Raw genomic sequence first — 11,819 nt, 5'->3', positions numbered from 1 at the left:
CTGCCTAAACTATTATTAGCAACATCATAAATGATAATACACCTATAATCATAATAAATGCATAATCATACACATAACCACGTTGCACTTTTCTAAAGCTATCACCCGTTTGATATATTAGATTAGATGTACCATGCACAATTGTCTTATCTATAACAAATATATCAACTACCTTCCATAAAAAAGCACTGATACATAAAAATATTCTTACAAAGATCACATCATACAAAAAGTCTATAAAATACTTTCTAACTAAAACATGGTATGTAAACCCGATACCTGAGCTAGTTTTTGATAAAAATTCTGGTATACGAGGCAACCAAACGTATAAAACATAAGCTAATACTAACGCACTTAACGCTAACCAGAAAGGCAAAGTATCTATAGAGTGCTTTATAAAAGCAAGAGGATCAGTAGTAAATGCTTCTCTAGCTAAATGTGCTGTCACTGATATATCATGTAAACCAACTTGATTATATGCACTTATTGTATCTCCAAATAATCCATGATCTTGAGATAAAATACTACTAAAGAAATATTCACCAATAAAAGCTGATGGAATAGCTAATATTACCAAAGGAATGAGGATACTAACTGGAGACTCTTTGATATGAGATTTCTCTTCTTCAGACATCCTTTCTTTACCATGAAACACTATAAAAAATGTTCTAAACATATAAAAAGAAGTTACAAATGCACACGCTAAAACCATATAGTAAGCAAACTGGTGACCAAATATAGTCGTACTCTGTGCAGCCTCAATAATCAAATCTTTTGAGAAAAATCCTGAAAATGGCGGTAATGCAGCTAAAGACCATGTACCTATAAGCATACATATATAAGTTACTGGCATATATTTTCTTAAGCCACCCATTCTGCGAATATCTTGCTCATGATGCATTGCTACGATCACAGAACCTGCTGCTAAAAATAACAGAGCTTTAAACATTGCATGTGTCATCAGATGAAACATACCTATAGAAAACGCTCCGGAACCTTGTGCCACCATCATGTAGCCCAATTGTGATAAAGTACAATAAGCTATAACCCTTTTTATATCAGTTTGAACTATTGCTATAAGACCCATAAATAAGCAAGTAATTGCGCCTATTATAAGCACAAAACTTAAAGCCGCTTCTGATAATACAAACATCGGTGATAATCTAGCAACCATAAAGACACCTGCTGTAACCATTGTAGCAGCATGTATCAATGCTGAAATAGGAGTAGGACCTTCCATAGACCCTTCTAGCCACGAGTGTAATGGAAATTGAGCAGATTTACCCATAGCTCCTATAAATAAAAGCACACACATTAGTGTAACTGGACTAAAACTTAGACCTAAGAAATGAACAGTTTGAGTATTATCAATATTAGGCAAAGCTGCAAAGACAGTGCTGTAATCAACTGAGCCTGTGTATAAAATTACCGCACCGATACCTAATAAAAACCCTAAATCACCAACCCTGTTTACAATAAAAGCTCGTAAGCTAGCAACGTTTGCTTTCTCTCTGTTAAAATAAAAACCTATCAATAAGTAAGAAAATAGTCCTACTCCTTCCCAACCAAAAAACAATAATAGGAAATTATTACCCATTACTAAGCATAGCATGGCAAAAGTAAAGCCAGAGATGTAGGCAAAAAATCTTGCATATCCACCTTCACCTCTCATATAACCTATAGAATAAACATGCACCAAAGTAGATACAAATGTAACTATAAGCATCATGTAAACCGTTATTCTGTTTACACTAAATCCAACATCAAAGGAAAATACCTTAGATATAGGTGCCCACTGATAAAAACTTACATCATATACCTGACCATTAAACACACCATATGCTAGGACTCCACTAAGTACAAAAGAAAGACCGCATAATGAAATAGTAAAAAAGCTAACGCCTTCATTTTTTACAGACTTCCCAAAAAAACCTGCAATAATTGCTCCTAATAAAGGTGATAAAACTACAACTGCTATTAATATGGCTGCTATTTGATTATTTATTATCATAATTGCTTAGCCTCTCAAAATATTAAGTTTACTTAAATCAATTGTCTTGCGTTTTCTAAATATAGCCACAACTATCGCTAAACCTATAGCTGTTTCAGCTGCTGCTACCGCCATAATAAAAAACACAAAAACTCCACCTATCGCCTGATGATGCATATTAGCAAATATTAAAAAATTAGTATTGACAGCTAAAAGCATTAACTCTATAGACATTAGCAAAATAAGAATATTTCTTCTATTTATAATGATCCCAGCGACACTTATAACAAATAAAAGTGTACTAAAAATCAAACCATTTGTTACTGAAACTGATATTAAGTTACTCATTTGTCTTACCTTTATTACTTGGTATTTTTACCATTGTTAGACGATCTTTTGCTCTAACTCTAACTTGCTTAGCTGGATCTACAGACTTATTGTTTTTACGTTTAGATCTTAAGGTTAAAGTCACTGCTGCTACCATAGCTGCTAATAAAATAAAATCCACTAACTCAAAAACATATAGATTATTATCATTAAACATAGTAAAACCTATAATTTTTAGACCGCCCACACCGCCTTGCATCTGACTACCTGCAAACACATGTACAGCAGCGTAGCTTATAATAGTAGCAAATATAGCGCAAACAATTATAGCGGCTAAAGAATAAAAAAACCTACCTACTCTACCCTGTTCCTCAACGTGTAAATCCAACATAAACACTACAAATAAAAACATTACCAGCACTGCACCAACATATACAACAATCAAAAGCAAAGCTAAATACACTTGTTGTAACACAATCCACACACAGGCTGTAAATATAAATGTGAAAATCATAGCTATTACAGAATTAACTGGGTTACTAGCCAACACTAATACCAAAGCAGAAACAATAGCTAACGATGCAAAAATATAAAATAAAACGTCTGTTAAAAACATGTTCCTACCTAAAATCCTTATCTTGTAGTCTATCTGCTGCTATTTGCGATTCATACTTATCGCCTATTGCTAAAAGTTTAGCTTTAGTCATGATATTTTCACCACGCTCTTCAAAGTGGTATTCTAATATATTTGTTTCTACTATTGAGTCTACTGGACAAGATTCTTCACAAAAACCACAGAAAATACACTTAAACAAATCTATTTCATAGCTAGATGTTCTACGTGAACCATCTTCTCTTTCTATTGACTGTATAGTAATAGCCAAAGCAGGACAAACCACTTCACAAAGCTTACATGCAATACATCTTTCTTCACCATTTTCATAACGCCTAAGAGCATGTAACCCTCTAAATCTATTAGATATAGGGGTTTTTTCATCTGGATACTGTACCGTAACTTTACGGGTAAAGAAATGCTTACCAGTAACCTTAAGACCTTTTAATAGCTCCCACAATAAAAAAGTCTTTAAAAAAGTCGTTATATTTCTCATTGTACTATCCTTTTTACCACCAAGGTCCCACACCAAACCTAACCATACATGCTACCACTACTACCCAAATAAATGTTAATGGAATAAATATTTTCCATCCAAGTCGCATGATTTGGTCATACCTATATCTAGGATATGTTGCCCTTACCCATAAGAACATAAACATAAATATACCGGTTTTACCAAATAACCAAACTGTTGCTGGAACAATATCAAAGTAGCTCTCTAACGAAGTTCCTTGGAAAGGTGAATTCCAACCACCTAAGAACATAATTGCAGTTAAGATACTTATTAATATCATATTCGCATATTCAGCCAAGAAAAATAACGCAAACCTAGATCCTGTATATTCTATATGATGTCCAGCTACGATTTCTGACTCACCCTCTACAACATCAAATGGTGCTCTATTAGTTTCTGCAATTCCTGATATAAAATAAACTATAAATAATGGAAATAGCGGGATAAAATACCAGTGCAAGATACCACCTTGCTGAGATTCTATAATACCAGTTATCCCCATTGATCCTGATGCTATAACAACTCCAACTATTGCAAAACCCATTGCTAATTCATATGAGATAACCTGCGCGCCTGCTCTTAATGCCCCAAATAAAGAATATTTGCTATTTGAAGCCCAACCAGCTATCACAATTCCATAGATTGAAAAAGAAGTCATTGCTAAGATATACAACAACCCAAGATTCATATCCGATAGTACAATACCTTTTGCAAAAGGTATAACAGCCCAAGCAGCATAAGCTGGTGCAAAAGCTAAAATAGGCGCTATAAAAAATAGATATCTATTTGAATTTGTCGGAGTAATTATCTCTTTTAGAAAAAGTTTTAAAGCATCCATTATCGGCTGCAATAAACCAAAAGATCCAACTCTATTTGGTCCTATCCTATCCTGCATATAGCCAATAACTTTTCTCTCAGCGTAAGTATAATATGCAACCACTAAAATTAAAGGAACTATAATAAGCAAGACATAAAGTGAAGTCCAAAGAATATACTTTAACATGCCTATTCTCCTTCTTGAATAACGGTTTTAATATTAATATTAGTGTTATGAATAAAGGCTTTATTTAGACTCCTTGGTAACATAAAATTCTTGGAGTGCAAGCTAGGATCAATCATTACATCTAACTGCAACTCATTATTTATATCGTAGATTTTTATGCTTACCTGCTCATCTTGTAGACCTATTTCATCTGCTAGTGCCTGAGATATTCTAACTCCCTTAAACCTTTTTGCATCTTGAGTCTGTTGAAGCGGTTTAGCTCTTCTAAGTACACTTGTAGAATCATACATAGAGTTAGAGGCTACAAAAGCTACATTTTTTTCGTAGTCAAGATCTGTATTAAGGATCTGTCTAACGTGATTTGGAGTAACACGAGCTCGAACACTATAAGCTTCATCTGAAACTTCTGAGATAGTATTATACTCAAAACCTTCCAACCCTAATAAATTTCCCAAAACTCGTAAGATTCTCCAAAGCTCTTTATTATCCGCATATGGCTTGACAGCTTGCTTAAACTCTTTTTTATTACCGAAAATATCAACAAAACTACCTTCAGTCTCATAATGAGTAGCTACTGGAATGATTATATCAGACACATCTTTAGTAAAACTATCTGCAAAAGAAGTAAAGCTTACAATAATATCTATCTCATCTAGTGCTTGTTTAAGCTTAGCTTCACCATACAAGGCATCTTTAGAAAGCTCTGTATGAGTAGTAAGTAAAAGTTTTGTCTTTGTTTGTCCATTCAAGCACTTATAGGTACTAAAATCAGCCTTAGATGAACTTAGAATTCTATCAGCTGCTACAGAGTTAACATTACTAGCTAAAAAGCCACCTCTTACATGTGTAACTTTTTCAAGTATTGCAAATATACTAAATACTGTTTCAAAACAGTTATTATTTACTATGTCCTCACCAATTATAATCTTAGGATTATTTGCAGCAATTATCCTATCCGCAACTTCCCTTACTTCACCTGCTGGATCAACTTTTCTCAAAATATCATTTAGCTCACCATAAGCAATATTTGCTCTAACAAAAATAGCCTTTAACAGAGATAAGGTTATATAACGAATATGATCAGCTGCTAATTTAACCTGATTTACGCTATAATTAAAATCATAATCACAAATATTCCATGCAACGGCTTTAGCTGAATTCTTCTCAACAGCTTCTTTGATAGCAATATTTATTAACGGATATTCTTTTCTAACATTAGAGCCTAAAACAAGGATAAAATCACTATTTTTAATATCATCATATGAGCAGCTAAACCCTTTACCAGAGCTAACTCCTGCAGAATTAGTAAACTGTCTAATCCTAGCGTCTATATTAGAAGAGCCTAAAGTTTTAATTAGCTTTTTCATCAAAAACATTTCTTCGGAAGTAGATGTTTCTGAGACAATAGCAGATATACTGTCTGCTGTATATTTTTCAGTTGTATGTTCGATAGCAACTTTAATAAAATCTAGAGCTTCTTCCCAAGAAACTTCGACCCAACTACCAGATTTCTTAATCATTGGTTGCTGGACTCTATCTTCACCATATAATCCTGTATACTCAAATCTATCTCTATCAGCTATCCATGTACCTGTTATCTGGTTCTCTGCTGGTACAACTCTTACAATCTTATTCTGATACACATGCGCATTAATATCTATGGCTAAACCATCCCCAGCAGATACTGTTGGGAACTGTTTTAACTCCCATGCTCTTGCCTTAAATCTAAATGGCTTGGATGTAAGTGCTCCAACTGGACAAAGGTCTATAACATTACCAGAAACTTCCGAATTAACCATATCTCCAGAGATGTACGTGCTGATTTCAGAATGATCTGCTCGACCCATAACACCTAATTCTTTAACTCCTGCAACCTCTTCACCGAAACGAACGCAACGCGTACACAATATACACCTAGTCATGTCAGTCGCTATAAGTGGTCCAAGATTTGGATTAGCAACAGCTCTTTTAGACTCTTTATAATCAGATACTGTTTTGCCATAACCCATGGCTATATCTTGTAGTTCACATTCACCACCTTGGTCACATATTGGGCAATCAAGGGGGTGGTTTATAAGTAGAAACTCCATCACATTTTTTTGCATCTTAAGAGCTGTTTCAGAACGAGTTTTAATTTTCATACCATCAGCAACTGGTGTAGCACATGCAGGGGATGAACGTCTTGCACCCTCTACATCAACCAAGCACATACGGCAGTTCGCTGCTACTGATAATTTTTTATGATAACAAAACCTAGGGATATAAATCCCATTAGCATCAGCTATCTCAATTATAGATTGATTAGGTAAAGCTTCATAACTCTTACCATCAATCTCTATGTTTATTTTTTTGGTCTCTTTATTGTCTGACACAGAACCACTCCAATCAACTATTGATCCACAATACTTTTACCATTATTTTCAATCATATAAACAAACTCTTCTCTGAATTTGCGTATATAGCTCTGTACTGGCCATGCTGCTGCATCACCTAAACCACAGATAGTATTACCTTCTATATTTGTAGCCACTCTTACTAAGGTATCAATATCCTCTAGTTTTCCTTCACCAGAGATTATTCTATGCAGCGTGCGTGACAACCACCCTGTACCTTCACGACAAGGTGTACATTGGCCACAAGACTCTTCATAATAAAAGTCTGCTAACCTAGCTAAGGTTTTAACCATACAAACAGTTTCATCCAATACTACTACTGCTCCTGACCCTAACATTGATCCGGCTGCAGAAATTGACTCATAGTCCATATTAACTTTCATCATTTCTTCACCAGTCAAGATCTGAGATGAACTTCCTCCAGGAATTACTGCTTTTAATTTCTTGCCGTTTCGCACACCACCACACATATCTAGAAGTTCACTAAATGGCGTACCTAAGCCAATTTCAACAACTCTTTGTTGTTTTACATGCCCAGAAACACAAAAAAGCTTTGTACCACCACTTTTTTCTGTTCCTAAATTCTTAAACCACTCTCCACCATGCTGTAATATTGCTGGCACTGAGGCATAGGTTTCTGTATTGTTAATATTTGTTGGCTTACCATACAATCCCTTGAATGCTGGAAAAGGTGGCTTAAACCTTGGACGCCCCTTTTTTCCTTCAAGCGACTCTAGAAGAGCCGTTTCTTCACCACAAATATATGCTCCTGCCCCAACGGCTGAATAAAGGTCAAAAGAAATACCCGAAGACTTGATATTAGAGCCTAGCAACCCAGTTTGATATGCTTCTATAAGAGCATCTTCAAATCTTGCTATAGGCTCATAAAACTCTCCTCGCGTGTAATTATAACCAGCAGTTGCTCCTACAACATACCCAGCTATAGCCATTCCTTCTATAAGTTGGTGAGGGTTGTTTCTAAGTATTTCTCTGTCCTTACAAGTACCCGGTTCACCCTCGTCAGAATTACAAACCACATATTTTTGACCTGGTAAGCTACGAGGCATAAAGCTCCATTTTAAGCCAGTTGGGAATCCTGCTCCTCCTCTACCTCTTAGTCCAGATATTTTCAATTGCTCTATAATTTGTTCTGGAGGTATCTTTTCAGTTAAGATCTTATTCCAATAAGAGTATCCTCCTACTGATAAGTAAGATTCCAAACTATATGGCTTATCTAAATGTAGGGTACGAAAACAAACTTCATTAGCCATCTTTACTCCAAAGAATCAATTATCTGATTCACTTTATCTATAGTTAGATTCTCATAAAAAACCTTATCCACCTCTAGCATAGGTGAACCACAACAAGCTCCTTGGCACTCAACTTCTTTTAGGGTTATCCTACCATCCTTTGTTGTCTGTCCAGGCTTAATTTCCAATCTTTTTTCAATATGAGCTAAAATATCATAAGCTCCGTTTAACATACATGACACGTTTGTACATAAGTTAAGCTTATGTCTACCAACTGGCTCTAAATCATACATACAGTAAAATGTAGCAACCTCATAAACATCCATCTTACTAACTTGCAAATATTCTGCTAAAGCAGTTTGTAAATCATCAGTTAGGTAGCCACCGTTACTGTCTTGCAATATATGTAATCCCTCTAAAATAGCGGATCTTCTTTGATCCACAGGAAATTTACTTAAAATTCTTTCTAATTCTTCTCTCGCTTGTGGCGGTATTAGTTCTATTAAAGACATCTTTTTCTACCTATCTACATCACCAAACACAACATCTATTGTCGAAATAATAGCTGGGGTATCAGCTAACATATGTCCGGACAACATTTCATCCATAGCACTAATATGAGCAAATCCAGGCGCTCTCATTTTTAATCTGTATGGTTTATTTGCACCATCTGATTTAATATATACTCCAAACTCACCTTTTGGGTGCTCAGTTCCAACATATACCTCTCCTTCTGGAGTACAGTATCCTTCAGAAAAAAGTTTAAAATGATGAATCAATTCTTCCATACCATTTTTCATAGCATTTCTGCTTGGGGGAGCAACCTTATGATTGTCGGATAAAACTGAACCTGGGTTAGCTCTTAACCAATCAATACATTGTTTTATGATTTTGTTAGACTCTCGCATCTCTGCCATTCTAACTAAATACCTATCATAGCAGTCACCATTTTTTCCTATAGGAATATCAAAATCGAGCTGATCGTAAACTTCATATGGCTGTGATTTCCTAAGGTCCCAAGCCACACCACTACCCCTTAGCATAGGTCCTGTAAAACCAAGAGCTTTCGCTCTCTCTGCAGTTACAACACCTATATCTACAGTTCTTTGCTTCCAAAGCCTATTATCAGTAAGTAAAGTGTCAATTTCATTAAGAGATTTTTCAAAATCCACAACGAAGAACTCTAGAAAATCTAGCATACTTCCTTGTCTTGGCTTGTTCATTTTTTTAGTCTTCCTCTTACTAGAGAATCGACTTTTCTTATACTGTGGCATTTGGTTAGGTAAATCTCTTGCCACCCCACCAGGCCTAAAATAAGTTGCATGCATTCTAGCACCTGAAACTGCCTCATAACAGTCAAAAAGATCTTCTCTAACCCTAAAAGCATATAAAAACACTGTCATAGCTCCCAAATCAATTCCACAGGCAGCAACCCATAAAAGATGATTTAAAATCCTTGTCATTTCAGCAAACATTACTCTAATATATTTCGCTCTTTCTGGGATTTCCAAAGAAAGTAACTTTTCTATAGCCATGACATAGGCATGCTCATTACACATCATTGACACATAATCCAACCTATCCATATAACCTATACTATGGTTATATGGTTTAAACTCAGCCAGTTTCTCTGTGCCTCTATGCAATAGTCCAACATGTGGATCAGCTCTAACTACAGTCTCACCATCAAGCTCTAATATAAGTCTCAACACACCATGTGCTGCAGGGTGAACAGGTCCAAAATTTAACGTATAGTTTTTATATTCTGCCATTATCACAAATCCATAAATTATTTATCACGAATGACTCTAGGAGTATTAACCCTATCATCAATCTCTACAGGTTCATAGACCACTTTCCCAAGTTTTTCATCATATCGCATTTCAACGTAACCTGTTTGTGGAAAGTCTTTCCTCAAAGGATGCCCTACAAAACCATAATCAGTAAGCACTCGTCTTAGGTCTGGATGGTTATTAAAATAAATACCAAACATATCATAAACTTCTCTTTCAGCCCAATTTGCTGAAGGCCATAAATCATTTATAGAATCTATAATAATAATTTGAGCATCTTTTAGCTTACATTTAACTCTGACACGTACATTATTTACCATACTCAAAAGCTGATATATAATTTCAAATCTGTTGTCAAAGCCACTTTCAACCAAAACTTGCTGACGGCCACGAGAAAACCCTGTTTGAGAAACCTCTTTGCCAACCTGCCAGTCAGTTTGACCATATGTTAGATAATCCACAGCAGTTATATCGCTTAACTGCTCGAAAGAGTACTCTTTTTTTAGTACCTGTAAAACTTGATATATATCTTTTTGATGTTTTATAGCTATATTTATTTCTTTATGAGCAACACAACTATAAACATCAAATCCTTCTAGAACTTTTTTAATATTCTCTAAATGAGGATGTAAAGAAATACTCACATCTATTTCCTCGCTATAGTATTTGTTCTAATAATTTTATTCTGCAACTGAATAATACCATAAACTAAAGCTTCAGCAGTTGGCGGGCAACCTGGCACATAAATATCAACCGGTATAATCCTGTCGCACCCTCTAACAACAGAATAAGAATAGTGATAATAACCACCACCATTAGCACAAGAACCCATAGATATTACCCACTTAGGATCTGGCATCTGATCATAAACCTGTCTTAATGCTGGAGCCATTTTATTACAGAGGGTACCCGCCACTATCAAAACATCAGACTGTCTTGGCGAAGGTCTAAAAACAACCCCAAATCTATCTAAGTCATATCTAGCAGCACCAGCGTGCATCATCTCTACCGCACAGCATGCTAGACCTGTAGTTACTGGCCACATAGAGCCTGTACGCACCCAATTTATAAGGGCATCTGCACTAGCTGTAATGAAACCCTTATTTTCGTTACTTATTCCCATTCTAAAGCCCCTTTCTTCCAACCATAAATCAAGCCTAAAAATAGCACTGTTAAAAATATAATCATTGCAAAGAATGCGTGATTAGATATTGCTGGTATTGTAGTTGTTCTTAGATTTATACCCCAAGGGATGATAAAAGCTAACTCCAAATCAAAAACCAAAAATAACACGGCAACCAAATAAAATCTAACATCTAACTTTTCTCTAGCATCCCCAAAAGTTGGAAAACCACACTCAAACGTTTCATTTTTACTCTTACTTGGATTATTTGCACCCACAATAATAGAGATAACTTTACCAGCTATAGCAAAAGCAGCACCCACAGCGAAGGCTATAATCAAAAATATTAATATCGGAGCGAATTCTAGGTAAACATTTGTAGTCATAGGAAGAATTGTCATAAATATGCTAATCTCAATATGATAACACAATTGAAAATTAAGTACAAAATAACAGCAGCCGGATAAAAGGGGAAATATAAATATTAATCAATGGGAAGCCTAATAACAATTAGGTTATATCATTTGCTTTTGCGTTATCTTTAAGTAGTGCTACTTTGTTTAACTTCTTAGCAAAACACTGGATAAGTATCAAAAGATTGTTATAGCTGGATCTAGAGTGGGTTAAACACTGAACAATAGTGACTATAAAACCTTTTTGTGATTGTAGAAATAATAATGTAGTTGACCAATTAAACCCAGATATATAATATTTCGTCAGCACCTCATGTAATTATTTAGCTTTGAAAACTATATTTAACTACATGCGGTTCTAATTTATAAGAAACTTAGTTCATGTAACCTAATCAAT

At 35.2% G+C, this 11,819-nt stretch carries 12 protein-coding genes; all 12 read right to left on the bottom strand.

Annotated elements, in window-relative coordinates; translation table 11 throughout:
* Positions 1-4: 4 nt before the first annotated feature.
* Genes nuoL through ndhC form a run of 12 tightly spaced genes read right to left on the bottom strand, consistent with a single transcriptional unit; the run spans position 5 to position 11,395 of the window.
* Positions 5-2,011 (bottom strand): NADH-quinone oxidoreductase subunit L, encoded by a 2,007-nt coding sequence (gene nuoL / locus SD28_RS02020; protein WP_039123483.1) that lies wholly within the window; start codon positions 2,009-2,011, stop codon positions 5-7.
* A 6-nt stretch (positions 2,012-2,017) separates the two neighbouring features.
* Positions 2,018-2,338 (bottom strand): NADH-quinone oxidoreductase subunit NuoK, encoded by a 321-nt coding sequence (nuoK, locus tag SD28_RS02015; protein ID WP_039123482.1) that lies wholly within the window; start codon positions 2,336-2,338, stop codon positions 2,018-2,020.
* Entirely contained in the window at positions 2,331-2,933 is a 603-nt protein-coding gene (locus tag SD28_RS02010; protein WP_039123481.1) for an NADH-quinone oxidoreductase subunit J, read from the bottom strand. Before SD28_RS02010 ends, nuoK begins: the two co-directional genes overlap by 8 nt.
* A gap of 4 nt (positions 2,934-2,937) precedes the next feature.
* Entirely contained in the window at positions 2,938-3,426 is a 489-nt protein-coding gene (nuoI, locus tag SD28_RS02005; RefSeq protein ID WP_039123480.1) for an NADH-quinone oxidoreductase subunit NuoI, read from the bottom strand.
* A 13-nt stretch (positions 3,427-3,439) separates the two neighbouring features.
* Complete coding sequence (gene nuoH, locus SD28_RS02000; RefSeq protein WP_039123479.1) at positions 3,440-4,450, bottom strand: NADH-quinone oxidoreductase subunit NuoH; 1,011 nt, start codon at positions 4,448-4,450, stop codon at positions 3,440-3,442.
* A 2-nt stretch (positions 4,451-4,452) separates the two neighbouring features.
* On the bottom strand, positions 4,453-6,822 hold the full coding sequence (gene nuoG / locus SD28_RS01995; RefSeq protein ID WP_039123478.1) for an NADH-quinone oxidoreductase subunit NuoG: 2,370 nt from the start codon (positions 6,820-6,822) through the stop codon (positions 4,453-4,455).
* Between the two features lie 17 nt (positions 6,823-6,839).
* The gene (gene nuoF, locus SD28_RS01990; protein WP_039123477.1) at positions 6,840-8,114 is read right to left on the bottom strand and encodes an NADH-quinone oxidoreductase subunit NuoF; all 1,275 of its coding nucleotides are present in this window, start codon (positions 8,112-8,114) and stop codon (positions 6,840-6,842) included.
* Positions 8,115-8,116: 2 nt separating this feature from the next.
* On the bottom strand, positions 8,117-8,605 hold the full coding sequence (locus SD28_RS01985; RefSeq protein WP_039123476.1) for an NADH-quinone oxidoreductase subunit NuoE family protein: 489 nt from the start codon (positions 8,603-8,605) through the stop codon (positions 8,117-8,119).
* Between the two features lie 6 nt (positions 8,606-8,611).
* The gene (locus SD28_RS01980; RefSeq protein WP_039123475.1) at positions 8,612-9,865 is read right to left on the bottom strand and encodes an NADH-quinone oxidoreductase subunit D; all 1,254 of its coding nucleotides are present in this window, start codon (positions 9,863-9,865) and stop codon (positions 8,612-8,614) included.
* 17 nt (positions 9,866-9,882) lie between these two features.
* Positions 9,883-10,536 carry an NADH-quinone oxidoreductase subunit C gene (locus SD28_RS01975; RefSeq protein ID WP_407636827.1) on the bottom strand — a complete coding sequence of 218 codons (654 nt, stop codon included), beginning with the start codon at positions 10,534-10,536 and terminating at the stop codon, positions 9,883-9,885.
* Complete coding sequence (locus SD28_RS01970) at positions 10,533-11,009, bottom strand: NuoB/complex I 20 kDa subunit family protein (protein ID WP_039123473.1); 477 nt, start codon at positions 11,007-11,009, stop codon at positions 10,533-10,535. Before SD28_RS01970 ends, SD28_RS01975 begins: the two co-directional genes overlap by 4 nt.
* Positions 11,000-11,395, bottom strand: coding sequence for an NADH-quinone oxidoreductase subunit A (gene ndhC, locus SD28_RS01965; protein ID WP_039125713.1), 396 nt, complete (start codon positions 11,393-11,395; stop codon positions 11,000-11,002). The genes SD28_RS01970 and ndhC overlap by 10 nt, the downstream gene beginning before the upstream one ends.
* Positions 11,396-11,819 lie beyond the last annotated feature (424 nt).

This window comes from Allofrancisella guangzhouensis (assembly GCF_000815225.1).
GTDB lineage: Bacteria > Pseudomonadota > Gammaproteobacteria > Francisellales > Francisellaceae > Francisella > Francisella guangzhouensis.
Note: the sequence above shows the minus strand (reverse complement) of the source record. Positions and strands in the feature narration are given on the sequence as shown.

What these genes read in the sequence shown, in the direction of transcription:
- nuoL (WP_039123483.1), bottom strand. Translation starts at nt 2,011, where the DNA reads ATGATAATAAATAATCAAATAGCAGCCATATTAATAGCAGTTGTAGTT.
- nuoK (WP_039123482.1), bottom strand. Translation starts at nt 2,338, where the DNA reads ATGAGTAACTTAATATCAGTTTCAGTAACAAATGGTTTGATTTTTAGT.
- SD28_RS02010 (WP_039123481.1), bottom strand. Translation starts at nt 2,933, where the DNA reads ATGTTTTTAACAGACGTTTTATTTTATATTTTTGCATCGTTAGCTATT.
- nuoI (WP_039123480.1), bottom strand. Translation starts at nt 3,426, where the DNA reads ATGAGAAATATAACGACTTTTTTAAAGACTTTTTTATTGTGGGAGCTA.
- nuoH (WP_039123479.1), bottom strand. Translation starts at nt 4,450, where the DNA reads ATGTTAAAGTATATTCTTTGGACTTCACTTTATGTCTTGCTTATTATA.
- nuoF (WP_039123477.1), bottom strand. Translation starts at nt 8,114, where the DNA reads ATGGCTAATGAAGTTTGTTTTCGTACCCTACATTTAGATAAGCCATAT.
- SD28_RS01985 (WP_039123476.1), bottom strand. Translation starts at nt 8,605, where the DNA reads ATGTCTTTAATAGAACTAATACCGCCACAAGCGAGAGAAGAATTAGAA.
- SD28_RS01980 (WP_039123475.1), bottom strand. Translation starts at nt 9,865, where the DNA reads ATGGCAGAATATAAAAACTATACGTTAAATTTTGGACCTGTTCACCCT.
- SD28_RS01970 (WP_039123473.1), bottom strand. Translation starts at nt 11,009, where the DNA reads ATGGGAATAAGTAACGAAAATAAGGGTTTCATTACAGCTAGTGCAGAT.
- ndhC (WP_039125713.1), bottom strand. Translation starts at nt 11,395, where the DNA reads ATGACTACAAATGTTTACCTAGAATTCGCTCCGATATTAATATTTTTG.